Genomic DNA, 23,364 nt, shown 5'->3' on the forward strand with positions numbered 1-23,364 from the left:
TCACTGTTCGGCGGCGGGTTCGTCCACCCCGAGCGCCACGAAGCGGGGATCGCCCGCGCGGCGCACCAGAAGGAGCAGCGACTTGCGGCCGGCATCGCGCGCCTCGGTCACCCGCGCCTCGAGATCGGCGAGGGTGGCCACGGGCTGCTGGCCCGCCTCGGTGATGACGTCGCCTTCGCGCAGACCCTTGCCGTAGGCCTCGGAGGCGACATCCACCGCCGTGACGGCAAGGCCCTTGGCATCATCGGGTAGGCCGAGTTCGGTGGCAGTTTCCGGGGTGAGCGGCGCCAGCGTCAGGCCGAGCAGTTCCAGCGCCTGCGGCGCGGCGTCGGGTTCGGCGGCGGCGGGGACGACCTCGGCGGCCTCGGCCTCTTCGCGGCGGCCAAGGGTGACGGAGAGGGTCGTGGTTTCGCCTTCGCGCAGGACGATGACCGGGACGGCGGAGCCGACCGGGCTGTCGGCCACCTGACGGGTCAGGTCGCGCACATCGGCGATTTCCTTGCCGTCGAAGGTGGTGATGACGTCACCGGCGAGCATCCCCGCATCCTTGGCCGGGCCATCGGGCACGTCGGTGATGAGGGCGCCCTTCGCCTCGGCCAGACCCATGGCCTCGGCCACGTCGGGGGTGACGTCCTGAATGCGGACGCCGAGCCAGCCGCGGCGGGTTTCGCCGAATTCGCGAAGCTGGTCGACGACCTTGGTCACGACATTGGAGGCCATGGAGAAGCCGATGCCGATGGAGCCGCCATTGGGCGAGAGGATCGCGGTGTTCACCCCGATGACCTGCCCGTCCATGTTGAAGAGCGGGCCGCCGGAGTTGCCGCGGTTGATGGCGGCGTCGGTCTGGATGTAGTCGTCATAGGTGCCCGAGAGCGCGCGGCCACGGGCCGAGACGATGCCCGCAGAGACGGAGAAGCCCTGACCCAGCGGGTTGCCCATGGCCATGACCCAATCGCCCACGCGCATCAGATCGGAGTTGCCGAATTGCACGAAGGGGAGCGGTTCGTCGGAGGTGACCTTGAGCAGCGCGATATCGGTCTTGGGGTCGGTGCCGACGAGTTCGGCCTTGAGCCGGTCGCCGGAGAAGAATTCGATCTCGATCTCGTCCGCGCCTTCGATGACGTGGTTGTTGGTGACGATATAGCCATCCTCGGAGATCACGAAGCCGGAGCCCAGCGCCTCGGAGCGGCGGGGTTGGGCGGGGCCTTCATCGGCACCGGGGGGCATGAAGTCGCGGAAGAAATCCTCGAAGGGGGAGCCTTCGGGGACCATCGGGCCGTTGCCGGCGGGGCCGGCGACGACGGCGGAGGTGGTGATGTTCACCACGGAGGGGCTGATCTGTTCGGCCAGATCGGCAAAGCTTTCCGGCGCTGTCCGCGCGGCGGCGTCCATCGCATTGCCCAGCGCCAGCGACATGCCAAGCGCGAGGGCGAGGAAGACGCGTGACCGGGGACGCGGCGCCGCTGCGGCGCGGGCCATGGGGGACAGGGATGTGGAATGCACTCCGAACTCCTTTCGTTTCGCGGTGCCGCGGAGGGACCATCCGGCGCGGCGGAGCACGCTGGCCATCATCAGCTAGGAAGCCCGGAATGCAATGCAATCCGGGTCGCGCCGTCTCAAGACCATGTGAACCTGCGGGGGCAAATGTTTCAAGGGCGGGATTGCCGTCATGCGGCGAGCTGACGGTAGGCCCAGAGGAGGATGAGGCCCGCCGTGACGGCAAGCAGGCCGATGAGGCGGAGCCGGTCCGGGGAGAGGGTGGCGAGGAAGGCCGCCACCTGTTCGATGCGCGAAGGGGCCAGCGCAAGCGCCAGCCCCTCGATCACGAGAACAAGGCCGAGGCCGAGGAGGGCCCAGGTCATTCCTGAACGGGCGCGGCCCTGCCCGGAACGTCGCCGCGGCCGGAGTCGGAGCGGAGATATTCGAAGAATTCGCTGTCCGGCTGCATGACGATGGAGGAATTCCCCGATTGCAGCGCCCGTTCATAGGAGGTGAGCGAGCGGGTGAAGGCGAAGAATTCCGGGTCCTGACCGAAGGCTTCGGCATAGATCGCGTTGCGTTCGGCATCGGCCTCACCGCGGATGACGTCGGCCTGACGGCGGGCGTCGGAGGTGAGTTCGACCACCGTCCGGTCAGCGCTGGCGCGGACGCGCTGCGCGGCCTCGCCACCGCGGGCGATTTCGTCGGCGGCTTCGCGTTCGCGTTCGGCCCGCATCCGGGCGAAGGTCGCCTCGAGGTTCTGGTCGGGCAGGTCGGTGCGGGTGAGGCGGACGTCGATCACCTCGATCCCGAGGTTCTGCGCCTGACGGCGGGCGATGTCGCGGATCTGGTTCATCAGCGCGGTGCGGTCTTCCGACAGGACGCGGCTGGAGGGGACGGAGCCCAGAACCTGCTGGATCGCCGGGTTGACGATGCCTTCGAGGCGGCGGAGCGCCTGAAGTTCGCCACCTGCGCCCACCGCCTCGCGGAATTCCACGAGGTTGGTGATGCGCCAGCGGGCGAAGGCGTCGACGACGAGACGGCGGTCGTCAAGCATGGTGACTTCGACCGGGGTGGTGGGCAGGCCGAGGATGCGGCCATCGTAGCGCACGACTTCCTGGATCAGCGGGATCTTGAAACCGAGGCCCGGCTCTTCCTTGACCTGCTTGACCTGACCGAATTGCAGGACCAGCGCCTTTTCCCGTTCATCGACGATGAAGAGCGAGGAGAGGGCGGTTGCGCCGAGGATGGCGACGATGGGAAGGAGGATCGCGCTTTTCATCAGTTGGTCGCTCCGGTCGCGGCGGCACCCTGAGCGGGAGCCGGGCGGTTGAGTTCATTGAGCGGCAGGAAGGGCACGACGCCCTGACCGCCGCCTTCGCCTGCCGCGACGCCGTCGAGGATGACCTTGTTCATGCCACCCAGAACCTTTTCCATGGTTTCCAGATACATTCGGCGGCGCGTGACGTCGGGCGCCTTGACGTATTCCTCGTAGACGGAGAGGAAGCGGCTGGCTTCACCCTGTGCCACGTTGACGACCTGAGCGCGGTAGGCTTCGGCTTCTTCCAGCAGACGCGCGGCCTCACCCCTTGCGCCGGCAGTCACGCGGTTGGCATAGGCGTCGGCCTCGTTCTGGAGGCGTTCGCGTTCCTGCTGCGCGGCCTGCACTTCGCGGAAGGCATCGATCACCTCGCCCGGAGGGGCTGCGCGTTGCAGGTTGACGCGGATCACGTTGATGCCCGCCTGATAGCTGTCCAGCGTGTTCTGCACGTTGGTCTGCAGGTCGGAGGCGATGACGCCCCGGTCGCGGTTCAGAATGGGCGAGAGTTCCGAGCGCGCGATGATGTCGCGCATGGCGGATTCCGACACCGCGCGGATCGTGTCGTCGGGATCGGCGAGGTTGAAGAGGAAGGCCGCCGGATCGGCGACGTTCCAGACCACCTGAAAGCCGATGTCGACGATGTTCTGGTCGCGGGTCAGCATCAGGCCGTTGCCCATCCCCCCGTCGCCCACGGCGCCGATGTCGGTGGTGCGTTCGCCGGTGACCGAGACGATCTCAGCCGAGATGACGGGCCAAGGCGCGAAGTTGAGGCCCGGATTGCCGACGGCGGAGAATTCGCCGAGGAAAAGCTCGACCGAGCGTTCTTCGGGACGGACCGTGTAGAAGGACATGAAGGCCCAGAGACCGACGGCGGCCAGCGCGCCGAGCATGAGGCCCTGTTTCGTGACCATCGGGCCGTTCGGATCGCGCCCGCCGCCACCGCCGCCGCCGTTGAAGCCGCCACGGTTCTTGCCGCCCATGAGGACACGGAGCTGTTCCTGCCCCTTCTTCATGATCTCGTCGATCTCGGGGATCTGGGGGCCGTTGTCGCCGGGCCTGCGGCCACCGCGACGGTCGTCGCCGCCACGTGCGCCGTTGTTCCGGTCATCGTCGCCGGGGCCGCCACCGCCGCCCCAAGGACCTCCGCTTCCTGCCATTGATCGTACCCTTTTTCTTGCGTCCGGCTTAAACTGTGCATGCGCGCGCCAAATTCAAGCACTTGGCGCGACGCGTCTAGCCCTTTCGGGTGGGCTTGCGCATCGTGACCAGTTCTTCCGAGATGGTGGGATGAACGGCGACGGTGCGGTCGAAATCCTCTTTCGTGGCGCCCATGCGGATGGCGATGGCGGCAAGCTGGATCAACTCGCCCGCGTCGGGTGCGACGATGTGGCAGCCCAGAACCTTGCGGGTGGCCTGACTGACGATGAGTTTCATCAGCACGCGGTCCGGCCTGCCTGCAAAGAGCGTCTTCATCGGGCGGAAGGTGGCGGAATAGACCTCGATCGGTTCGATGTCGCGGGCCTGTTCCTCGGACAGGCCGACGCTGCCGAGTTCGGGCTGCGTGAAGATGGCCGAGGGGATGAGGTCGTGGTCGAAGCGCGTCGGGATGCCCCGGAAGACGGTATCGGCGAAGGCGTGGCCTTCGCGGATGGCGACGGGCGTCAGGTTGACGCGATCGGTCACGTCGCCCACGGCATAGATGGAGGGGACGGCGGTCTGCGACCAGTCATCGACGAGGATCTGGCCGTTGCGGCCGAATTTCACGCCGATCTCCTGCAGGCCGAGGCCTGCGGCATTGGGGCGGCGGCCGGTGGCGTAGAGGACGAGGTCGAATTCCTTTTCGCTGCCGTCGGTGGCCACGGCGCGGATGCCGGTCGCGGTCTTTTCCAGCCGCAGGACATCGGTGCCGCAATGGATGGCGATGCCGCGGGCCTGCATGGCATTGGCGACATGGCCACGGGATTCATCGTCGAAGCCGCGCAGGATCTGCGCGCCGCGGTAGTATTGCGTGGTTTCGACGCCGAGGCCGTGCAGGATGCAGGCGAATTCGGAGGCGATGTAGCCGCCGCCCACCACCAGCGCGCGTTTCGGCAGGGTGTCGAGGTGGAAGATCTCGTTCGAGGTGATGGCGAGGTCGCGGCCCGGAATATCGGGAACGAAGGGCCAGCCGCCAGTGGCGATGAGGATGTGCTTGGCGGTGAAGGTCTCGCCCGTTGAAAGGCGCACGGTATGGGGATCGACCACCGTGGCCCGGGCATCGTGGATGGTGACGCCCGCATTCGTCAGGGTGGAGCGGTAGGCGTTTTCCAGCCGCGTCAGTTCCGCCTCGAGCGCGGAGCGGAAGCGCGGCCAGTCGAAGCCTTCGGATTTCACGCGCCAGCCATAGGCGTTGGCATCCTCCATCAGGTCGGGGAAGGCGGAGGCGAAGACCATGAGTTTCTTGGGCACGCAACCCCGGATGACGCAGGTGCCGCCCATGCGGCTTTCCTCGGCCAGCATGACGCGGGCGCCACCTTCGGCTGCTGCGATGCGGGCGGCGCGGACGCCGCCGGAGCCGCCGCCGATCACGAAGAGGTCGGTGTCGAAGGTCATTCCATATCCGCGAAGATGTTGTCGGAGGGGGCGAATTCGACGAAATCCTCGCCCTCGGTCCCCTGATTGATGTCGCGCACGGTGACGCGGCCATCGCCATGGCCGATCACCACGATGTCGCAGATGTCGATGAAGAGTCCGTTTTCCACGACGCCGGGGATCTGGTTCAGCACGAGCGCCAGTTGGCGCGGGTTGCCGATGCGTTTCAGATGCAGGTCGATGATGTAATTGGCCTCATCCGTGACGAGGGGGCGGTCGCCGTTCATGCGCAGCGTGCAGTCGCGGTTGAGGACGTCGAGGGAGACGAGGGTTTCCTCGATCAGGGCCTTGGTCGTCTGCCAGCCGAAAGGGATGACCTCGACCGGGAGGGGGAAGGCGCCGAGCTGGCTGACCTCTTTCGCGGCATCGGCGATGACGATCATCTGGTCGGAGGCGGTGGCGACGATCTTTTCCTGCAGGAGGGCCGCGCCGCCGCCCTTGATGAGGGCGAGTTGCGGGTCGAATTCATCGGCGCCGTCGATGGTGAGATCGAGCCATTTGGCATCGTCGAGCGAGGTGATGGGAATGCCGAGGGAGGCCGCCAGTTCCGCCGTGCGGGTGGAGGTGGGGACGCCCGTGACGCGCAGCCCCTCTTCACGGATGCGTTCGGCAAGGCAGCGCACCATCCATGCGGCGGTGGAGCCGGTGCCGAGGCCGAGCTTCATGCCATCCTCGACGAATTCGGTCGCGCGTTTCGCGGCGACGAATTTCGCCTTGTCGATGGGGGAAAGGTCTGCGGGCATGGGGCATCTCCTTCGCGGCTTGCCCCTGCTTATAGGCAAAGCGGGCGGGGCGTGTAAGGGCGAAATGCCGCCCCCTGCCCTGCCCGGCGGTCAATCGGCGGGGGAGAGCGTGCGCAGGGCGCGGGTGATTTCCGTCAGCGCCGTCAGGCCGTCGGCATCGGCGTCGAAGGCGGCGGCGGCGCGCATCAGCCCCTCGTCCAGCGGGCGCAGCGCGCGGGCCACCTGCGCCTGTGCATAGGGGGCGAGTTCGGCGGGGGTGAGCGTGCCGTCGGCATCGGCGTCGGCGGCGGTGGCGTCGCGCATCAGGCGGGCGCGGCCGGGGGGCGAGAGGGTGGCGGCGCGGGCGGCGAGTTCGGCCGGGGTGAGGGTGCCGTCGCCGTCGAGATCGGATTCGTGGAAGGGGCGCAGCGCGCGGGTGCGGTAGAAGGCACGATCCAGCGCGATGGCGGTTTCGATGGTGGCGGGGCTGATCGTGCCGCCGGTGCCGTGACCGTGGATCAGGTCGGCGGCCATGTCGGCAAAGCGGTCGGGGCGGGCGAGGATGGCCTCCGCCACGTCGGGCGGGAGGGAAGAGGGCAGCGATATGGGCAAGGGCGCGGCCTCTTGCGCCGTGGCGGGGAGGGCGAGGAGGGCAGAGAGGAGGAATGGGCGCATGATCGGCTCCGTTCTGGAGGATATGGGCACAGGATGGGGGAGAGGCGTTAAGGAGTGGTGAATGCCGCTTTGGCGGTGGCGCGGTGCGGAAAGGCGCGCAAGACTGTCGCTTTCGGCACCGCCTGCCCTATTGTGGCAGCGCATGGTGTGGCGGCGCAGGGAGGCGCGGGGATCGGCATGGTGTATCGGCTGTACGGCGTTCAGGATTTCGCGAATCTGGCGGTGCATGTCGCGCTGGAAGAGGCGGGCGTGCCCTATGAGGCGCGGTTTCTTGACTTGGAGGCGGGGGAGTTGAAGGCGCCCGCGCATCTGGCGCGGCATCCGATGGGCCTTGTGCCTGCGCTGGAGACGCCGGAGGGCGCGGTGTTCGAGACGGGGGCCTGCCTTCTGTATCTGGGTGAGCGGCACGGGCTTGCGCCTGCGCCGGGCGCGGCGGAGCGGGGGGCGTTCCTGTCTTGGTTCGTCTTTGTGAACAACGGTATCCACACGGCGGTGATGGATCTGATCCATCCCTACCGGATCAGCGAGGACCATGCCCGCATCGTGGCCGAGGCGGCGCGGGCACGGCTGCTGGAGCGGTTGGCGGCGCTGGAGGCGGTGGCCGCGACGCGGCCCGACTGGCTTTTGCCAGAGCGGCCGGGGGTTCTGGGAATTTACATTTCCATGCTTTTACGCTGGATGAAGGCGTTTCCTTGGGCCGCTGATCTTGCCATTTCCGCACAGGGGTTCCCTGCGCTGCATGCCATTGCCGTTGCCTGCGAGGCGCGGCCTGCCACCATCCGAGCCGCCGCTGCCAATGGGCTGTCGGGGCGGTTCTTCAGCGATCCCGAGGGGTAAGCCTGCATGTTCCTGTCCGTCTTCGACATGTTCAAGGTGGGCGTCGGCCCGTCATCGAGCCATACGATGGGGCCGATGGTGGCGGGGGCGCGGTTTCTTGAGAAGATGCGCGCGTCGCCGTTCCATTTCAAAGGGTTGCGGGCATCGCTGCATGGGTCGCTGGCCTTTACCGGGGTGGGGCATGCGACGGACAGGGCGACGATCCTTGGTCTGGCGGGGTTCGAACCTGCCACCTATGACGCGGCGAAGGCCGAGGCGGTGCTGGCGGATATCAAGGCGCGCAAGGTGATCGACGTGCCGGGAATGGGCGAGATGGCCTTCGATCCGGGCAAGGACCTGGTCTTCGACTATGGTCCCGCGCTGGCGGGGCATGCGAACGGGATGATCCTGAAGGCGACCGACGCGCAGGGCGACGTGATCATGGAGGAGACCTATTATTCCATCGGGGGGGGCTTCGTGCTGACGGCGGGGGAGTTGGCGGAAGCGGGGGGCGGCAAGGCCAAGGCGCGGGCGGATGTGCCCTATCCGTTCGAGAAGGCCGATGAGATGCTGGCCATGGCGAAGGCCTCAGGGTTGAGCATTGCCGCGATGAAGCGGGCGAATGAGTTGAAGTTCCGCTCGGCGACCGATCTGGACCGGGGCATGGAGCGCATCTGGCAGGTGATGAACGATTGCATCACGCGCGGGATGGCGGGTGAGGGCATCCTGCCCGGCGGGTTGAAGGTGCGGCGCCGGGCCAAGGGCATCCATGACGCGCTGATGGCGGAGCGGGGGCTGAACATGACGCCGCCGCATACGATCAACGACTGGATGTCGCTCTATGCGATGGCGGTGAATGAGGAGAACGCGGCGGGTGGTCAGGTCGTCACCGCGCCGACGAATGGCGCGGCGGGGGTGGTGCCTGCGGTCATCCGCTATTGGCTGGACCATGTGCCGGGGGCGTCCTCGTCCCGCGTGGGGGAATTCCTGCTGACGGCGGCGGCGATCGGCGGGTTGGTGAAGCACAATGCCAGCATCAGCGGCGCGGAATGCGGCTGTCAGGCGGAGGTCGGGTCGGCGGCGGCTATGGCGGCGGCGGGGCTGTGTGCCGTGTTGGGCGGGACGCCGGAACAGGTGGAGAATGCGGCGGAGATCGCGCTGGAGCATCATCTGGGCATGACATGCGACCCGGTGAAGGGTCTGGTGCAGGTGCCCTGCATCGAGAGGAACGGACTGGGCGCGATCAAGGCGGTTTCGGCAGCGTCCTTGGCGCTGCGGGGGGATGGCATCCATCTGGTGAGCCTTGACGTCTGCATCGAGACTATGCGCCAGACGGGCCGCGACATGCATGAGAAATACAAGGAGACCAGCCTTGGCGGGCTGGCGGTGAACGTTCCCAACTGCTGATCAGAGGGTGACGAGGTGGCCCTTTTCTGAAACGCGGTCGTAAAGCGCGATCTCGCTGCGGTGGGCGCGTTCGTAGCGGGCGGCAAGGCCCGGGGGCAGATCGGGAAGCTGCGGCGAGCCGGGCGAGATGTTGCGACGGTCGAGTTTGAGCGGGACCGAGAGCCGTTCGGAGAGGAAGTCGACCAGCAGGTCGATCTGGGCATGGTCGAAGATATGCGTCACGGGCGGGCCGCCGTCGAGAAAGCCCAGGAAGCGGTCCTGTCGCCCGGTCGCCGCATAGGGAGGCGGTTCGTCGGAAAGCGCGGCCTCGACGAATTGCGGGAAGGTGAGGCCTTGGGTGGAATTCGGTTTGCCGATCAGCGCGTCGCGCTGGCGGTAGCGGAACCAGCTGTGGAGGCGGGCGAGCGGTTGGCGCATGACGGCGACGGTTTCGAAGGTCTGGCCATATTGGGCGGCAAGGCGCGGGGCCCAGCGGTTGGCATAGGTGCGGGCGTTCAGATGGGGCGTGGCGCGCGCGGCCTCGGGCCGTTCGCCATGGGGGGCGAGCATGGCGAGGACCGCTTGGGAAGCGGTCTTGGGATTGGACAGGAAAACCAGCCCGGCCTGCCGCAGTAGGAACAAGGGGCGCACCCTTTTGGTAATCTTCGTTAATTTCCACGGAAGATTGCGGAGAGGTGGCCTTTAGGCAAGGGGAATGTCGGTTTCGGAATGGACGGGGCGGCGCGGGGCGGCTAGGCCCGAGGCATGAGACAGGACCGCATCTTCCCCGGCATCGTCCTGATGCTGTGCTTTTGCATGCTGGCGCCGCTTCTGGACGTGGCGTCCAAGCTGGCGGCGGAGAATGGCATTCCGGTGGGGCAGATCACCACCGCGCGCTTCGTGGTGCAGGGGGCCTTGATGCTGCCCATCGTGCTGTGGATGGGCCTGTCATGGGCGGTATCGCCACGGGTGTTGGGCTTCGTCTTCCTGCGGGCGGTGTTCCTGATCCTGTCGACGTTCAGTTTCGTTTCGGGGATCGCGGTGATGCCGGTGGCGGATGCGCTGGCCATCGCTTTCGTCGAGCCGTTCATCCTACTGATCCTTGGGCGGTTGATCTTTGGCGACGAGGTGGGACCCCGCCGGATTGCGGCGAGCGCGGTGGGGTTCGGGGGCGCGCTTCTGGTGATCCAGCCATCGCTGGCGGCGTTTGGCTATGTGGCGCTGTGGCCGCTGGGGACGGCATTCTTCTTTGCCTTCTACATGCTGGTGACGCGGGCGATGGCGGCCTATATGCACCCGGTGACGATGCAGCTGCACACCTCGCTGGCGGGGATTGTGATCTGCGTGCCGCTGATGTTCCTGTTCGACGGGACGGGCTGGGCGGAATTCGATCCGGTGATGCCGGAGGGGTTGAACTGGCTGTGGCTGTTCGGCGTGGGGTTCTGGGCAGGCGTCAGCCACATGTGCATGACCTATGCGCTGAAATACGCCCCGTCGGCGACGCTGGCCCCTTTGCATTATACGGAAATCGTGGCGGCGGTGGCGCTGGGTTACCTGATCTTCGGGGATTTCCCGAATGCGATGACATGGGCCGGGATTGCGGTGATCGTGTCGTCGGGGCTGTATGTCATCCACCGCGAGCGGATCAGCGCGAAGGCGAAGCGGGCTGCGGCTGCCACCCTTCCGGCAGAAGCGATCTGAGGGCGGCGTCCAGCCGCGTGCGGGGCAGGATCACCAGCATGCCGGGGCCGTCCATGCGCAGCGTCACGCGGCGGGCGGTGACGCGGTTCGAGGTGCCGATCATGGCATGCGGGGCGAAGTCCAGCCCGTCGATGGGCCATTCGAGGCCGGTGCTTTGGCCGGTGACGGGCTGCATGGGAAAGAGCGAGAGGCGGTCGCCGGGTTCCAGGGCGAGGTCGAGTCGCGGCGGGGCGTGAAAGATCACATCGCGCGGACCGATGACGAGGCAGCGGCGGGAGGGGTGGCGGACAAGGCTGTTGAACACGGCAAGCCCGTGATCGACCCGCGCCCCGGCGAATCCCAGCGCGAGGGTGAAGGGGGCCGCGACGGAGCGGAGGGCCTTGTCGAAATCGGTGGTCATCTGTTCGGGAATCGGGAACAATCGGCTCGGTCCCAGCCGTGCTTTCGCCGCATCCGAGATGGAGTCGAAATCGCCCACCACCGCCTCGGGGGTGAAGCCTGCCGCGAGGGCGCGGTCGGCCCCGCTATCGGCGGCGACGATCCTTGGCGCGCGCTTGATTGCAAGGCGGAACTCGGCCTGCGACACGGGTCCGCCGCCCACGAGGGTGACCCCATCGGACGATTGGACAATGGGGGCATTCATGGCAATATTGTCTTTCGAATTGAGGCAGATCGAGCGTTCGTGGGCCATAATCAATCCTTCAAATTACCCCTATCTGTCCATGAAAAGGAACAGGAACAGGGTAAGTTGGGGCCATCGAAACTGGGCAAAGCGAGCATCCGATGAACGGTGCGAGTAAGATTCTGACGGTCTCGTACGGGACATTCTCCTGTACTCTTGAAGGTTTCGACGATCCCTTCAACACGATGAAGGCGATTGCGGAATATTTCCGCGACCTCGCCGCCGAGGACCGTTACTTCGGGGCCGAGCCCCCTACCCCCGATGCGGCGATGCTGCACCGGATTGCCGAGCGCGAGATCCAGCGGCGGGTGGAAGCGAAGATTCAGGAAAACGGCGTGGTGCTGCGGGCATCCGATGCCGATGGTGAGCCGGCGGTTGCAGCGCCTGTCGCCGCGCCTGCGGTGATGCCGGCGGTGGCACCCGTTGTTGCCCCAGTTGCCGAAGCGCCCGAGGTGGTGAGGCCCGCCGCCGAGGTGCCTGCGCCGAGCGTGGTGGCCGCGCCCGCGGTTGGCGAGTCGGTGGTGGAGAAACTGTCCCGTCTGCGGTCCGAGGTGGCGGCGCAGCCAGCCGCGGCGGCGGTTCAGACGACGCCGGTGGTGAGCTTTGCCCTGCCGGATTATGCCGAGGATCTGGAGACGGAGGCGCTGGATGCCGGGGTGGCATCGGCGCTGGCGGATTTCCTTCCCGAGGATATCGCGCCGGATGCGGCGGAATTGCCGGAAGAGCGTGGGATCGAAGCGGCCCTGCTGGAAGAGGCGGAGGTCGAGGCCGTGGATGAGGGGGTGTTCGACGCCCCGACGGAGGAGCCTGCGGTTCCGGATTTCGACCTGAGCGCGGTGATGGAAGCGGCGCAGGCGGATGCGCCTGCCGTCGAGGATGTGGCCGAGGCGGGGGCCGGGATCGCGGCGGAGCCTGAGGTCGTGCTGCCGGAGGAGGTGGCCGAGCAGGCCGCGACGGATGATGTGTCGGATGCCGTGATGGCGGCGCTGGCAGCACCGGAGGCGGCTGTGGACAGCCCTGCCGAGGAGGCAGAAGAGGATAGCGCCCCGATCGCAGGTGGCGAGATTGTCGCCGATATCTGGCCGGAACAGGAAGAGGGCGTCGCGGCCGATGCCGGGATGTTGGCCGCGCTGGACAGCGTGTTGGGCGGTGCGACCGAGGGAGAAGCGAACGGGGAGCCGGTGGCAGAGGCCGTGGTCACGGAGGCCGAGGCTGAGGCGGTTCTGCCGCAGGAGGTGGAGATCGCGGCGGAGACCCCGGTCGATGAGGCAGCCGAGCCGGAGGAAGCGGTGGAGGAGGACGTGCAGGCGGAGCCTGTCGCCGATCTGCCCGCACCGACACCGGTGGCGGCCCCGCGCCCGACGGCTGCGGAGAAATTGATGAAGGCGCGGGCGCGCGTTGTGCGCATCCGTCGCGGCGAGGACCTTTCGGGGGCCATCGAGGCGAAGGCGGCGGAGGTTGCCCCGGCAGAGCCTGCACCCGTGGTGGAGGCCAAGGTTGCCCCGGCAGAGCCTGCTGCCGAGCCTGTGGTTGCCCCCGTCGTCGCGGAACCCGTGGCGGCAAGCGCGCCGCAGGACCGCAGCGAGATCGACGCGGTGCAGGCCAAGGTCGCGGAAAGCATGGCGGAGGGGCGCACGCCCCTGCTCTCGGCCGAGGATGAGGCCGCGTTGCAGCGTGAACTCGCGGCGCTGATGCAGAACGAGGAAGAGGATCATCCCTTTGCCGAAACCGCCGCATCGGCCCAGGCCGAGCCGCGCCGCGGCTTTGAGGGGCCCTCGGCGGATGAGGCGCTGGGGCGCCTGATGAAACAGACCGACAGCGAGATGTCGGGGAGCGAGACGAAGCGTCGGCAATCGGCGATTGCCCATCTGAAGGCGGCCGTTGCCGCCACCGTGGCGGATCGCAAGGTCGCGGGCGAGAAGACGGGCGAGACAGAGACCGTGTCGCGCCTTGCGCGTTATCGCAACGATCTGGCGATGGCCGTGAAGGCCGCGCTGCCGGGACGCGGCGGCGCGCAGGCCGCTGCATCGGGCGAGCGCCCTGCCCCGCTGGTGCTTGTCTCGGAACAGCGGATCGACCGTCCGCGCAGCACGGCGATGACCGCTGCGCCTACCGCCCCTTCGGCACCGATCCGGCCGCGCCGCGTTTCTTCGGGCGGGCTGGGCATGGCCACGGCGGCGGAGATGGGGTCGCAGGTGGATGACGAGGAGGACGAGGAGGAGGATGTCTCGAACCTCTTCGGGGATGCGCGCGGCTTTGCCGAATTCGTCGAACGGGTCGGCGCGGTGGGTCTTGAGGAAGTTCTGGAAGCCTCAGCGGCCTATCTGGCCGGGGTCGAGGGACGCCCGCATTTCAGCCGCCCGCAACTGATGCGGAACCTGACGACGGTGGTTCCGGCCGAGAGTTTCCAGCGCGAGGATGGGTTGCGCAGTTTCGGCACGCTGCTGCGCGAGGGGCGCATCGCGAAGGTGCGGCGCGGGCAGTTCACCGTGTCGGAAGAGTCGCGCTATCTGGCCGAGGCGCGCAAGATCGCGGGCTAGGTCCGGGCATCATCTGAACAGGATAGAGGGCCGGGCGCTGCCAACCGGGCCCCAAGGGGAGGGCGGACCTGACGGGTCCGCCTTTTTCCCGTTTCATTCGGTGTCATTGCGGGGGGGCGCGTCGGGGTCTTCCTGACCCACGCCCTTGAAGACCGCCTTGAAGGGCAGTGCCCAGAGGATGCCGAGGCCGACATAGATCAGGAGTTCCAGCCAGATCGGCGGGCGGTCGAAGAGGCCCACCACATTCACCGCGACAACGATGTAGAGCGGCAGGCCGACCAGCAGGATCAGCAGCGAGAGCTTGCGGCGGGTCTTGTAGGAGAGCGCCATGCGGGGCCTTTCGTCAGTCGGCGAAGGGGTCCGTCACGAGGATGGTGTCGTCCCGCTCCGGCGAGGTGGAAAGTAGGGCGACCGGGCACTGGATCAATTCCTCGATCCGGCGGACATATTTGATCGCCGCCCCCGGCAGGTCGGCCCAGGACCGCGCGCCGGCGGTGGATTCGGTCCAGCCCTCCATTTCCTCGTAGATCGGTTTGACGCGGGCCTGCAGGTTGGCGGCGGTGGGCAGGTAGTCGAGTTTCTCGCCGTCGAGTTCATAGCCCGTGCAGATGCGCAGCGTCTTGAACCCGTCCAGCACGTCGAGTTTCGTCAGCGCGATGCCCGACACGCCAGAGGTGGCGCAGGTCTGGCGCACCAGCACTGCGTCGAACCAGCCGCAGCGGCGCTTGCGCCCCGTGACGGTGCCGAATTCATGGCCGCGCTCGCCGAGGCGTTCGCCATCGGCGTCGAAGAGTTCCGTCGGGAAGGGGCCTTCACCGACGCGGGTCGTGTAGGCCTTCACGATGCCGAGGACGAAATCGACGGCGGTGGGGCCAAGCCCCGTGCCGGTCGCGGCCATGCCTGCCAGCGTGTTCGAGGAGGTGACGTAAGGATAGGTCCCGAAATCCACGTCGAGGAGCGAGCCTTGCGCGCCTTCGAAGAGGATGCGTTTGCCCGCGCGGCGGGCTTCGGTCAGGACCTTCCAGACGGGTTTGGCGTAGGGGAGGATCTTCGGCGCGACCTCAAGCAATTGCGCCTTCAGCGCGGCGGCGTCGATGGGGTCGAGGCCGAGGCCAGCGCGGAGCGCGTTGTGATGCGTCAGCAGGCGGCCGATGCGCAGGTCCAGCGTCGCCTCGTCGGCGAGGTCGGCCACGCGGACGGTGCGGCGGCCCACCTTGTCTTCATAGGCGGGGCCGATGCCGCGCCCGGTGGTGCCGATCTTGGCCACGCCGACCTGACCTTCGCGCGCGCGGTCCAATTCCCCGTGGACCGGCAGGATGAGGGGGGTGTTCTCGGCGATCAGCAGGTTGTCGGGGTTCACGTCGACGCCCTGCCCGCGCAGCTTTTCGATTTCCGACAGCAGCGCCCAGGGGTCAAGCACGACGCCGTTGCCGATCACCGACAGCTTGCCGCCGCGCACGATGCCCGAAGGCAGGAGCGAGAGCTTGTAGACGTTCCCGTCGATGACCAGCGTGTGGCCCGCGTTGTGGCCGCCTTGGAAGCGGGCGACGATGTCGGCGCGTTCCGACAGCCAGTCGACGATCTTGCCCTTGCCCTCGTCGCCCCACTGGGCGCCCACGACCACCACGTTTGCCATCGGGACTGTCCTTTTCGGTCCGGTGAAACCGTGCGTCCTATAGCGGGGTGCGCTTGGGTTGGAAACGGGGAAATGGTCGCGGCGGCGGGGGGGCGGACCAAATTCGTTCGAAGGGATTTCCCGATTTCTCCGCGATGATTTGGGGCTTGTGGCGCGGGCGGAGCGGCGGCAGGGTCGCGCGCATGTTCCTTTACATCACACTCGGCACCAACGATCTGTCCCGCGCGCAGCGCTTTTATGATCCGGTCATGGCGACGCTGGGCCTGATCCGCGCCCGCACGTTGGAAACCGAGATCGGCTATGCCGCGCCTGATGACAGTCGCTGCAGGCTCTGGGTCACGCGGCCCTTCGACGGTAGGCCCGCGACGGTGGGCAACGGGTCGATGCCTGCGCTTGTGGCACCGAGCCGCGATGCGGTGGATGCCTTCCATCGCGCGGCGCTGGCACATGGCGGGAGCGACGAGGGCGCGCCGGGGCTGCGGCCTTTCGGCCCGTCCTTCTATGCCTGCTATGTGCGCGATCCGGACGGCAACAAGCTTTCTGCCGTCTGCGAAGAGTTTCCGGCCTCCTGATGCTTGGACTTGCACCCTTTCCGCCTTGCGCCTAGATAGGCGCGTCAGTTCGCGGAAAGCCTGCATATGGAAAACGTCGTCCTCACCGTCCACCTCATCCTTGCCTTGCTGCTTGTGGGCATCGTGCTGCTGCAGCGGTCGGAGGGTGGCGGTCTGGGCATGGGCGGCGGGGGCAATGCCATGTCAGGGCGCAGCGCGGCGACCGCGTTGCAGAAGCTGACATGGGCGCTGGCGGCGGCCTTCATCGTGACATCGCTGACGCTGACCATCCTTGCCGCGCGCAGCGCGGACAGCGGTTCGGTGCTGGATCAGATCGGGGTGGATGCCCCGGCGACGGATGCGGGCGAAGCACCGGCGGGGTCTGACCTGCTGCCGCCCGCCCCTGCGGATGCGCCGCTGACGCCGCCTGCGGCGGATGCCCCGGCGACACCGCCCGCGGCCAGCGAGTGACCACCACTTATTGACGGAAAAGCCACGGATGGGCCTGCATCTTGCGGTCCGGTTGCAAGCCGGGCCGAGGTGGATTAAGGCTTAACTCCCGTGATGATGCGATTCCCTGAGGGGGATTACATCGCCCCTTTGGACATGACATCACGGGAGATCCGACCATGGCGCGCTATATCTTCATCACCGGCGGCGTCGTGTCCTCGCTTGGCAAGGGGCTGGCCTCGGCGGCGCTGGGTGCGCTGTTGCAGGCGCGAGGCTATACGGTGCGGCTGCGGAAGCTGGACCCCTATCTGAACGTCGATCCCGGCACGATGTCGCCCTTCGAGCATGGCGAGGTCTTCGTGACCGATGACGGGGCGGAGACGGACCTGGACCTTGGGCATTACGAACGCTTTACCGGGGTTCATGCGCGGCAGACCGACAGCATCTCGTCGGGGCGCATCTATTCCAACGTGCTGGAGAAGGAGCGGCGGGGCGACTATCTCGGCAAGACGATACAGGTCATTCCGCATGTGACGAATGAGATCAAGAATTTCCTGAAGATCGGGGATGACGAGGTCGATTTCATGCTGTGCGAGATTGGCGGCACGGTGGGAGATATCGAGGGCCTGCCCTTCTTCGAGGCGATCCGGCAGTTCATCCATGAGCGCCCGCGCGGGCAGTCGATCCTGATGCATCTGACGCTGCTGCCCTATCTGGCGGCAAGCGGGGAGTTGAAAACCAAGCCCACGCAGCATTCGGTGAAGGAATTGCAGTCGATCGGCCTTGCGCCCGATGTGCTGGTCTGCCGGTCGGAACATCCGATCCCGGAGAAGGAGCGCGAGAAGATCGCGCTCTTCTGCAACGTGCGGAAGGAGGCGGTCATCCCCGCCTATGACCTGAAGACGATCTACGAGGCGCCTTTGGCCTATCACCGGGCGGGGCTGGATCAGGCGGTGCTGGATGCCTTTGGCATCACGCCCGCGCCCAAGCCTAACCTCGCGCGCTGGGAGGATGTGATGGATCGCATCACCCACCCGGAGGGTGAGGTGCGGGTGGCGATCGTGGGGAAATACACCCAGCTTGAAGACGCCTACAAGTCGATCGCCGAGGCGCTGACCCATGGCGGGATGGCGAACCGGACCAAGGTGCGGGCGGAATGGATCGACGCGGAAATCTTTGAACGTGAAGACCCGGCGCCATGGCTGGAGGGCTTCCATGCAATCCTCGTTCCCGGCGGGTTCGGGGAACGGGGGACGGAAGGCAAGATCAAGGCCGCGCAATTCGCACGGGAGAAGAAGATCCCCTATCTGGGCATCTGTTTGGGCATGCAGATGGCGGTGATCGAGGCGGCGCGGAATCTTGTGGGGATGGCCAATGCGGGGTCGGAGGAATTCGACCATGAGGCGGGGGCGCGGCGGTTCACGCCTGTCGTCTATCACCTGAAGGAATGGGTGCAGGGCAACCATGTCGTCGCGCGCAAGGTGACGGATGACAAGGGCGGCACGATGCGGCTGGGGGCCTATACGGCGCATCTGAAGGACGGGTCGCGCGTGGCGCAGGTCTATGGCGAGGCGGTGATCGAAGAGCGGCACCGCCACCGCTATGAGGTGGACATCCAGTATCGCGACAAGCTGGAGAAATGCGGGCTGATCTTTTCGGGCATGTCGCCCGATGGGCGGCTGCCGGAGATCGTCGAGGTGAAGGATCACCCGTGGTTCATCGGCGTGCAGTTCCACCCGGAATTGAAGTCGAAGCCCTTTGCGCCCCATCCGCTCTTTGCCGATTTCGTGCGGGCGGCGGTGGAGGTGAGCCGGCTGGTGTGAGTCGGGCGAAATCTGACGCTGCTCGCGATCTTTCCGTTGGCCTCAGCAGACATTTGATGAATGAAGTGCCGCTCCGTTAGCCATGACTGCAATTATTGGCAGCCAGCCAAGCCCCATTACTGTTCGCCGAGGCTTAACCTCAATCCTGACACTCCCAATCTGCCGTTCACGGCCAAGCGCCACACCCAACGAGATGTGACGTCTTGGCAAGCATTCCTAAGGGTCAAAGTTGCAGAATCACTTGAAAGGAGTAATTTTTATCGCTTTGTTAAGAAAAATTGACACCTGATCGGTAGAAGGTTGGAAAGCTGGTACAATGGCACACAAACAGCAACTAGAGTTCGTAGAAATAGTTCGGCGCCACCTTCCAAATTACTTTGATCGATCAAAGGTCATTGAAATTGGCAGCATGGATATCAACGGAAGCGTGCGAAGTTTCTTTAAGGATTGTGATTACATTGGGGTTGACGTTGCCGATGGGCGGGGAGTGGATCTTGTTGGGCAAGGGCAGCTAGTCGAATTTGAGAGCGGCACATTCGACGTAGCAATTTCATGCGAATGCTTTGAGCATAATCCATTCTGGGCCGAAACGTTTGCCAATATGCTCCGCATGACGCGACCCGGGGGCATCGTTATAGTGTCATGTGCCGGTATTGGTCGACCTGAACACGGAACAACGCGTACGCTTCCAAGCAACTCTGCAGGCACGATCGGACTCGGATGGGATTATTATAGAAACATATCAACGTCCGACCTAAGGAAAGCAGCGGCGCTTGATTGGTGGTTCACTGATTATGTTTTGGAGGCAGAGTTCGGTCATTGCGACACTATGCTAGTGGGCGTCACAAAGACGGAAACCGGAAGTCAGGCTCCCACCCTTGACGCAATGCGCTCAGAAATTAGGGCGATGGCCAATCCTCAGGCAACGATTGGCACGATGGCAAAGTATATCGCCGCTTCTATAGGGGGTGACAAGGCGATTAGCGCCCTGAGAAGAATTGCTGGTAAGTGAATCTAGACATTCCATGACTTACAATTCTTGCCTGCGCGCAATTTATCTGAACGGTCGGAGACCTGAAGTACAGTGTATCCTTTGGTGTACGGATTTCTAAGTGTTGAAGAGTATTGCGAGAACTGGCGCGAAACTGCGCTGTCCAAACTTTAAATGAGGAAGGTCTCTTCTAATTCCGTCGCGTTTCCTGCGTCAGGAAACGCCTGAGCCGTCAGATCATCTCGATCTTCAGCCGCTTGCCCAGCGCGCGGGCATATTTCTGCAATGTCTCGACCGTGGGCGACACGCGGCCGCTTTCCAGACGGGCGATGGCGGATTGCGTGGTTCCCATGCGTTCGGCCAGTTCCGCCTGCGTGACCCCGGTTTCGGCCCGCGCGCGGATCATCGCCTCGAGCGCGGCGTATTCCTCTACCGCGGCGTCATAGGCGAGGGCGGCTTCGGGATCGGCCAGAAGGCGCGCTTTCAATTCAGCAAAGGGTATCGTCGGCATCAGTCAATATCCTTCATGCGTTGACGGGCCAGTTCGATCAGGCGCGGCGGAGTTGCCTGACTTTTCTTTACGAAGACATGCAGGATGATCAGGCGGCGACCCTGCAGGGTGACGTAGAACCCGCGTGCGATGCCTTCTGCTGCGATCACCCGCATCTCCCACAGTTTGCCGTCGATCTGCCGACCATGCGGTGCGGACAGGGCGGCGATCCCATATTCCTCGACCAAGGCGATCAGGCGGAGCATCCTGCCACGCAGACCCGGTGGCAGGTCGGCCAGTTCCTGCGCAGCCATAGGCACCAGCTCCACCACGCATCGCATCTTCGCTATATACCCTTTACGCTATATTCGTCAATCCCGATGCCCCATCCTCTCGCGGCAGGGTCAATGGGGGGTGAAGGCCCCTGCCCTGCGGGTGCGGTGACGGGGGGCGGCTTGCGCGGGGGCGGGGTTCCGGGTTAGGCGGGGGGATGCTTTCCTATCAGCACAGCTATCACGCGGGAAACCTTGCCGATGTGCAGAAGCACGCGCTTCTGGCATGGGTGATCGACTACCTGACGCAGAAGGACAAGCCGCTGTCCTATATCGAGACCCATTCTGGGCGCGGGCTTTATGACCTTGGCGGGGCCGAGGCGGAAAAGACCGGCGAGGCGGCGCAGGGCATCGCGCGGCTGGAGGCGGGGTTTCCACCGGATCACCCCTATCTGCGGTCGCTGGCGGGGGTGCGAGCGATGCATGGCGCGCGGGCCTATCCGGGGTCGCCCCTTCTGGCGGCGATGGGGCTGCGCGAGGGCGACGTGATGCATCTGGCGGAGCTGCATCCGCAGGAACATGCGGCGCTGGCGGCGCTGCTGGCCCCTTGGGGGGCGCATGTGCAGAAGCGCGACGGGTTCGAGATGGCGCTGGCGATCACGCCGCCGACCCCGCGCCGAGGGATGCTGCTGATCGACCCGTCCTATGAGGTGAAGGCGGATTACCAGACGATCCCGAAATTCGTGGGTCAGGTGGCGCGGAAATGGAACGTGGGCATCATCGCGCTGTGGTATCCGATCCTGACGGATGGGCTGCATGAGGGGATGCTGCGCGCCCTGATGGCGGCGCATCCCGGTGCCTTGCGGCATGAGGTGCGGTTCCCGCCAGCGCGGGACGGGCATCGGATGGTGGGATCGGGGATGTGGATGCTCAATGCGCCCTATGGGATTGACGGGGAATGCGCGCGGCTGGATGCGCTGTTCCGGGGGTTGGGCGATGCTTGAATTCCACACGCTGGATGTGTTCACCACGCGGGCCTTCACCGGCAATCCGTTGGCGGTGGTGCTGGGGGCGGATGGGCTGACGACGGCGCAGATGCAGACCATCGCGCGGGAATTCAACCTGTCGGAGACGATCTTCGTCATGGCACCGCGCGATCCCGCGCATCGGGCGCGGGTGCGGATCTTCTTTCCCACGGCGGAGATCCCCTTCGCGGGCCATCCCACCATCGGTTGCGCAGTGCTGCTGGCCGGGATGGATGCGGGACCGGGGGATTTCGAGGCGCATCTGGTGCTGGAGGAGGAGGCGGGGCTGGTGCCTGTCATCGTCTGGCGGAGGGGCGCAGTGACGGAGGCGGAGTTTACCGCGCCCGTGATCCCGCACGGGACGGAGGGGCGGGTGCATAGCAGCTTGGCCGATGCGCTGGGGATTGGGGCGGGCGAGATCGGCTTTGGCGCGCATCGCCCCGGCATCTGGCAGGGCGGGCCGCGGTTCCTTTATGTGCCGGTGGAATCGTTGGACGTGCTGGCACGGGCGCGGGCGATGCAGCCGCATTGGGATGCGGTGATGGCGGCGGCGGGGGTGGACAGCGCATATCTCTATACCCCCGGCGGCGATTGCGATTTCCGGGCGCGGATGTTTTCGCCCACGGCGGGGATACCGGAAGACCCGGCCACCGGGTCCGCCACGGCGATCCTTGCGGCGCAACTGATGGCGAGCGGGGCGCTGCGGGAAGGGGAGGCGCGGTTCCATCTGCGGCAGGGGGTGGAGATGGGGAGACCCTCGGACCTGCACATGACAGTGGAGGTGGCGGCGGGCGCGATCCGGGCCATCCGCATCCGGGGGGCGGCGGTCGCCCTGTCGGAAGGGCGCATCGCGATCCCCGAGGCGTGATGCGCACCGTCTTGCCGCGCGCGCGGCGGATGCTAGGATCGCGCCCATGCTGCAAGCCATCCTGCGCGCGCTGAGCGCCCCCGAACCCGCCCGCCTGCCCGAACCCGATGCGCGCCTTGCCTTGGCCGCGCTTTTGGTGCGGGTGGCGAAGACAGACGGCCTCTATTCCGCCGAAGAGGTGGAGCGGATCGACCGCGTGCTGATGTCGCATCACGGCATCGGACCTTTCGAGGTGGCGAAGCTGCGGGCCGAGGCGGAGGAGCTGGAGGCGGTCGCCCCCGATACGGTGCGGTTCACCCGTGCGCTGAAATCGGCTACGGCGCTGGAGGATCGGACGGCGCTGATGCAGGCGCTGTGGTCCGTCGCGCTGGCCGACGGGATGCGGGACGCCGAGGAGGACCGGCTTCTTCGGATGGTTGCTTCGCTTCTCGGGCTGACGGATGTGGAATCGGGGTTGGCGCGGCAGCGGGCGGAACGGGGATGATCGCCGCGCTGCCGATGTATGACCGCCCGGAACTCAGGGCGGAGACGGATCGTTACTGGGCCCTGATCCGCGAGGAACTGGCCGCACGGGGGATAGACGCGCCGGAAGGCTTGCGCCGGGGCGATGCGGTTCTGATGCCGCAATGGGAAAGCCCAGACCTGATCCTGTCGCAGACCTGCGGCTTTCCCTATCGGGCGCGGCTGCATGGGCGGGTGGAACTGGTCGGCACGCCGGATTTCGGGAATGAGGGCTGCGCGCCGGGATACTATCGGTCCATCCTGATCGCGCAGGCCGATGATCCGCGCGGGGTGTTCAAGGCGTTCGATGGCGCGCGGATTGCCTATAATGACGGGCTGTCGCAATCGGGATGGGCCGCCCCTGTCAACCACGCGGCGGCGCGGGGCATCCGCCTGCGGCCGGGGGTGGAGACGGGGTCGCATCGCGCATCCTTCGTCGCCGTGGCCGAGGGGCGGGCGGAACTGGCGGCCATCGACGCGCTGACATGGGCGCTGATTTCGGAATTCGAGGATGTGTCGGGCGTGAAGGTGGTGGGGGCAACGGACCCGACCCCTGCCCTTCCCTATATCACCGCCAAGGGCCGGGATGCGGGGGCGATCTTTGCCGCAGTCGCGGCTGCCATCGCGCGGCTTGACGCGCAGGATCGGGACAGGCTGCATCTGCGCGGGATCGTGGCCATTCCGGCCGAGGCCTATCTCGCGGTGCCCATTCCGCCCGCGCCTGACCGGATCGGGCAGGAAAACTGATCAAAACGGCGACGGTGACGCAGGGACCATGCCGAAAGGGCGTTGCATTGCCCCGAT

Annotated in this window: 25 protein-coding genes; 12 read left to right on the forward strand and 13 right to left on the reverse strand. The window is 66.1% G+C overall.

All coding sequences use genetic code 11. The features are described 5' to 3' along the window. The 7 genes from TabM4_RS13890 to TabM4_RS13920 form a co-directional block, all read right to left on the reverse strand. On the reverse strand, nt 1-1,479 hold the full coding sequence (locus TabM4_RS13890) for a DegQ family serine endoprotease (RefSeq protein ID WP_434622077.1): 1,479 nt from the start codon (nt 1,477-1,479) through the stop codon (nt 1-3). A 188-nt stretch (nt 1,480-1,667) separates the two neighbouring features. Then, entirely contained in the window at nt 1,668-1,862 is a 195-nt protein-coding gene (locus TabM4_RS13895; RefSeq protein WP_434613447.1) for a DUF2065 family protein, read from the reverse strand. Next, nucleotides 1,859-2,764 (reverse strand): protease modulator HflC, encoded by a 906-nt coding sequence (gene hflC, locus TabM4_RS13900; RefSeq protein WP_434622079.1) that lies wholly within the window; start codon nt 2,762-2,764, stop codon nt 1,859-1,861. Before hflC ends, TabM4_RS13895 begins: the two co-directional genes overlap by 4 nt. Next, nucleotides 2,761-3,957, reverse strand: coding sequence for an FtsH protease activity modulator HflK (hflK, locus tag TabM4_RS13905; RefSeq protein ID WP_434613450.1), 1,197 nt, complete (start codon nt 3,955-3,957; stop codon nt 2,761-2,763). Before hflK ends, hflC begins: the two co-directional genes overlap by 4 nt. A gap of 76 nt (nt 3,958-4,033) precedes the next feature. After that, nucleotides 4,034-5,392, reverse strand: coding sequence for a glutathione-disulfide reductase (gene gor / locus TabM4_RS13910; protein ID WP_434613453.1), 1,359 nt, complete (start codon nt 5,390-5,392; stop codon nt 4,034-4,036). Then, the gene (gene rpiA / locus TabM4_RS13915) at nt 5,389-6,174 is read right to left on the reverse strand and encodes a ribose-5-phosphate isomerase RpiA (protein WP_434613455.1); all 786 of its coding nucleotides are present in this window, start codon (nt 6,172-6,174) and stop codon (nt 5,389-5,391) included. Before rpiA ends, gor begins: the two co-directional genes overlap by 4 nt. Before the next feature lie 90 nt (nt 6,175-6,264). Further along, nucleotides 6,265-6,828, reverse strand: coding sequence for a hypothetical protein (locus TabM4_RS13920; RefSeq protein ID WP_434613458.1), 564 nt, complete (start codon nt 6,826-6,828; stop codon nt 6,265-6,267). 132 nt (nt 6,829-6,960) lie between these two features. Here TabM4_RS13920 and TabM4_RS13925 point away from each other — a divergent pair, with 132 nt between their 5' ends. Both TabM4_RS13925 and TabM4_RS13930 read left to right on the forward strand, forming a co-directional pair. Then, the gene (locus TabM4_RS13925; protein ID WP_434613461.1) at nt 6,961-7,665 is read left to right on the forward strand and encodes a glutathione S-transferase family protein; all 705 of its coding nucleotides are present in this window, start codon (nt 6,961-6,963) and stop codon (nt 7,663-7,665) included. Nucleotides 7,666-7,671: 6 nt separating this feature from the next. Then, a complete protein-coding gene (locus TabM4_RS13930; RefSeq protein ID WP_434613464.1) occupies nt 7,672-9,051 on the forward strand; it encodes an L-serine ammonia-lyase in 1,380 nt (459 codons plus the stop codon). Here TabM4_RS13930 and TabM4_RS13935 read toward each other — a convergent pair whose 3' ends face one another. Beyond that, nucleotides 9,052-9,672 (reverse strand): gamma-glutamyl kinase, encoded by a 621-nt coding sequence (locus TabM4_RS13935; protein ID WP_434613467.1) that lies wholly within the window; start codon nt 9,670-9,672, stop codon nt 9,052-9,054. Nucleotides 9,673-9,795: 123 nt separating this feature from the next. On the opposite strand from TabM4_RS13935, the gene TabM4_RS13940 reads away from it, so the two are divergent. Continuing rightward, the gene (locus TabM4_RS13940; RefSeq protein WP_434613470.1) at nt 9,796-10,731 is read left to right on the forward strand and encodes a DMT family transporter; all 936 of its coding nucleotides are present in this window, start codon (nt 9,796-9,798) and stop codon (nt 10,729-10,731) included. On the opposite strand, the gene TabM4_RS13945 is transcribed toward TabM4_RS13940, so the two are convergent. Next, a complete protein-coding gene (locus TabM4_RS13945) occupies nt 10,676-11,374 on the reverse strand; it encodes a thiamine diphosphokinase (RefSeq protein ID WP_434622081.1) in 699 nt (232 codons plus the stop codon). The two genes, TabM4_RS13940 and TabM4_RS13945, sit on opposite strands and share 56 nt — an antisense overlap. Before the next feature lie 140 nt (nt 11,375-11,514). Here TabM4_RS13945 and TabM4_RS13950 point away from each other — a divergent pair, with 140 nt between their 5' ends. Beyond that, a complete protein-coding gene (locus tag TabM4_RS13950; RefSeq protein ID WP_434613473.1) occupies nt 11,515-13,953 on the forward strand; it encodes a hypothetical protein in 2,439 nt (812 codons plus the stop codon). Between the two features lie 93 nt (nt 13,954-14,046). Here TabM4_RS13950 and TabM4_RS13955 read toward each other — a convergent pair whose 3' ends face one another. Continuing rightward, nucleotides 14,047-14,283, reverse strand: a complete 237-nt coding sequence (locus TabM4_RS13955) for a DUF2842 domain-containing protein (RefSeq protein WP_434613476.1) — start codon at nt 14,281-14,283, stop codon at nt 14,047-14,049. A 13-nt stretch (nt 14,284-14,296) separates the two neighbouring features. After that, the gene (locus TabM4_RS13960) at nt 14,297-15,589 is read right to left on the reverse strand and encodes an adenylosuccinate synthase (RefSeq protein ID WP_434613479.1); all 1,293 of its coding nucleotides are present in this window, start codon (nt 15,587-15,589) and stop codon (nt 14,297-14,299) included. A gap of 182 nt (nt 15,590-15,771) precedes the next feature. On the opposite strand from TabM4_RS13960, the gene TabM4_RS13965 reads away from it, so the two are divergent. From TabM4_RS13965 to TabM4_RS13980, 4 genes are all read left to right on the forward strand, one after another. Continuing rightward, nucleotides 15,772-16,161, forward strand: coding sequence for a VOC family protein (locus TabM4_RS13965; protein WP_434613482.1), 390 nt, complete (start codon nt 15,772-15,774; stop codon nt 16,159-16,161). Nucleotides 16,162-16,227: 66 nt separating this feature from the next. Then, on the forward strand, nt 16,228-16,611 hold the full coding sequence (secG, locus tag TabM4_RS13970) for a preprotein translocase subunit SecG (RefSeq protein WP_434613485.1): 384 nt from the start codon (nt 16,228-16,230) through the stop codon (nt 16,609-16,611). 158 nt (nt 16,612-16,769) lie between these two features. After that, nucleotides 16,770-18,413 (forward strand): CTP synthase, encoded by a 1,644-nt coding sequence (locus TabM4_RS13975; protein ID WP_434613488.1) that lies wholly within the window; start codon nt 16,770-16,772, stop codon nt 18,411-18,413. A 316-nt stretch (nt 18,414-18,729) separates the two neighbouring features. Continuing rightward, nucleotides 18,730-19,425 (forward strand): methyltransferase domain-containing protein, encoded by a 696-nt coding sequence (locus TabM4_RS13980; protein ID WP_434613491.1) that lies wholly within the window; start codon nt 18,730-18,732, stop codon nt 19,423-19,425. Between the two features lie 211 nt (nt 19,426-19,636). Here TabM4_RS13980 and TabM4_RS13985 read toward each other — a convergent pair whose 3' ends face one another. Both TabM4_RS13985 and TabM4_RS13990 read right to left on the reverse strand, forming a co-directional pair. Further along, the gene (locus TabM4_RS13985; RefSeq protein ID WP_434613494.1) at nt 19,637-19,915 is read right to left on the reverse strand and encodes a helix-turn-helix domain-containing protein; all 279 of its coding nucleotides are present in this window, start codon (nt 19,913-19,915) and stop codon (nt 19,637-19,639) included. After that, on the reverse strand, nt 19,915-20,235 hold the full coding sequence (locus TabM4_RS13990) for a type II toxin-antitoxin system RelE/ParE family toxin (RefSeq protein ID WP_434613497.1): 321 nt from the start codon (nt 20,233-20,235) through the stop codon (nt 19,915-19,917). The genes TabM4_RS13985 and TabM4_RS13990 overlap by 1 nt, the downstream gene beginning before the upstream one ends. A gap of 149 nt (nt 20,236-20,384) precedes the next feature. Here TabM4_RS13990 and rlmJ point away from each other — a divergent pair, with 149 nt between their 5' ends. Genes rlmJ through TabM4_RS14010 form a run of 4 tightly spaced genes read left to right on the forward strand, consistent with a single transcriptional unit; the run spans nt 20,385 to nt 23,307 of the window. Continuing rightward, nucleotides 20,385-21,170 carry a 23S rRNA (adenine(2030)-N(6))-methyltransferase RlmJ gene (gene rlmJ / locus TabM4_RS13995; RefSeq protein ID WP_434613500.1) on the forward strand — a complete coding sequence of 262 codons (786 nt, stop codon included), beginning with the start codon at nt 20,385-20,387 and terminating at the stop codon, nt 21,168-21,170. Next, the gene (locus TabM4_RS14000) at nt 21,163-22,059 is read left to right on the forward strand and encodes a PhzF family phenazine biosynthesis protein (protein WP_434613503.1); all 897 of its coding nucleotides are present in this window, start codon (nt 21,163-21,165) and stop codon (nt 22,057-22,059) included. Before rlmJ ends, TabM4_RS14000 begins: the two co-directional genes overlap by 8 nt. Before the next feature lie 46 nt (nt 22,060-22,105). Further along, nucleotides 22,106-22,543 carry a TerB family tellurite resistance protein gene (locus tag TabM4_RS14005; RefSeq protein ID WP_434613506.1) on the forward strand — a complete coding sequence of 146 codons (438 nt, stop codon included), beginning with the start codon at nt 22,106-22,108 and terminating at the stop codon, nt 22,541-22,543. Next, nucleotides 22,540-23,307 carry a phosphate/phosphite/phosphonate ABC transporter substrate-binding protein gene (locus tag TabM4_RS14010; RefSeq protein ID WP_434613509.1) on the forward strand — a complete coding sequence of 256 codons (768 nt, stop codon included), beginning with the start codon at nt 22,540-22,542 and terminating at the stop codon, nt 23,305-23,307. Before TabM4_RS14005 ends, TabM4_RS14010 begins: the two co-directional genes overlap by 4 nt. The last annotated feature ends 57 nt before the right edge of the window (nt 23,308-23,364 follow it).

The organism is Tabrizicola sp. M-4 (assembly GCF_051132405.1).
Classification (GTDB): domain Bacteria; phylum Pseudomonadota; class Alphaproteobacteria; order Rhodobacterales; family Rhodobacteraceae; genus Paragemmobacter.

Excerpts from the sequence above, each read along its gene's own strand:
- TabM4_RS13890 (WP_434622077.1), bottom strand. The coding sequence starts at position 1,479 with ATGGCCCGCGCCGCAGCGGCGCCGCGTCCCCGGTCACGCGTCTTCCTC.
- TabM4_RS13895 (WP_434613447.1), bottom strand. The coding sequence starts at position 1,862 with ATGACCTGGGCCCTCCTCGGCCTCGGCCTTGTTCTCGTGATCGAGGGG.
- hflK (WP_434613450.1), bottom strand. The coding sequence starts at position 3,957 with ATGGCAGGAAGCGGAGGTCCTTGGGGCGGCGGTGGCGGCCCCGGCGAC.
- gor (WP_434613453.1), bottom strand. The coding sequence starts at position 5,392 with ATGACCTTCGACACCGACCTCTTCGTGATCGGCGGCGGCTCCGGCGGC.
- rpiA (WP_434613455.1), bottom strand. The coding sequence starts at position 6,174 with ATGCCCGCAGACCTTTCCCCCATCGACAAGGCGAAATTCGTCGCCGCG.
- TabM4_RS13920 (WP_434613458.1), bottom strand. The coding sequence starts at position 6,828 with ATGCGCCCATTCCTCCTCTCTGCCCTCCTCGCCCTCCCCGCCACGGCG.
- TabM4_RS13930 (WP_434613464.1), top strand. The coding sequence starts at position 7,672 with ATGTTCCTGTCCGTCTTCGACATGTTCAAGGTGGGCGTCGGCCCGTCA.
- TabM4_RS13940 (WP_434613470.1), top strand. The coding sequence starts at position 9,796 with ATGAGACAGGACCGCATCTTCCCCGGCATCGTCCTGATGCTGTGCTTT.
- TabM4_RS13945 (WP_434622081.1), bottom strand. The coding sequence starts at position 11,374 with ATGAATGCCCCCATTGTCCAATCGTCCGATGGGGTCACCCTCGTGGGC.
- TabM4_RS13950 (WP_434613473.1), top strand. The coding sequence starts at position 11,515 with ATGAACGGTGCGAGTAAGATTCTGACGGTCTCGTACGGGACATTCTCC.
- TabM4_RS13955 (WP_434613476.1), bottom strand. The coding sequence starts at position 14,283 with ATGGCGCTCTCCTACAAGACCCGCCGCAAGCTCTCGCTGCTGATCCTG.
- TabM4_RS13960 (WP_434613479.1), bottom strand. The coding sequence starts at position 15,589 with ATGGCAAACGTGGTGGTCGTGGGCGCCCAGTGGGGCGACGAGGGCAAG.
- TabM4_RS13965 (WP_434613482.1), top strand. The coding sequence starts at position 15,772 with ATGTTCCTTTACATCACACTCGGCACCAACGATCTGTCCCGCGCGCAG.
- secG (WP_434613485.1), top strand. The coding sequence starts at position 16,228 with ATGGAAAACGTCGTCCTCACCGTCCACCTCATCCTTGCCTTGCTGCTT.
- TabM4_RS13975 (WP_434613488.1), top strand. The coding sequence starts at position 16,770 with ATGGCGCGCTATATCTTCATCACCGGCGGCGTCGTGTCCTCGCTTGGC.
- TabM4_RS13980 (WP_434613491.1), top strand. The coding sequence starts at position 18,730 with ATGGCACACAAACAGCAACTAGAGTTCGTAGAAATAGTTCGGCGCCAC.
- TabM4_RS13985 (WP_434613494.1), bottom strand. The coding sequence starts at position 19,915 with ATGCCGACGATACCCTTTGCTGAATTGAAAGCGCGCCTTCTGGCCGAT.
- TabM4_RS13990 (WP_434613497.1), bottom strand. The coding sequence starts at position 20,235 with ATGCGATGCGTGGTGGAGCTGGTGCCTATGGCTGCGCAGGAACTGGCC.
- rlmJ (WP_434613500.1), top strand. The coding sequence starts at position 20,385 with ATGCTTTCCTATCAGCACAGCTATCACGCGGGAAACCTTGCCGATGTG.
- TabM4_RS14000 (WP_434613503.1), top strand. The coding sequence starts at position 21,163 with ATGCTTGAATTCCACACGCTGGATGTGTTCACCACGCGGGCCTTCACC.
- TabM4_RS14005 (WP_434613506.1), top strand. The coding sequence starts at position 22,106 with ATGCTGCAAGCCATCCTGCGCGCGCTGAGCGCCCCCGAACCCGCCCGC.
- TabM4_RS14010 (WP_434613509.1), top strand. The coding sequence starts at position 22,540 with ATGATCGCCGCGCTGCCGATGTATGACCGCCCGGAACTCAGGGCGGAG.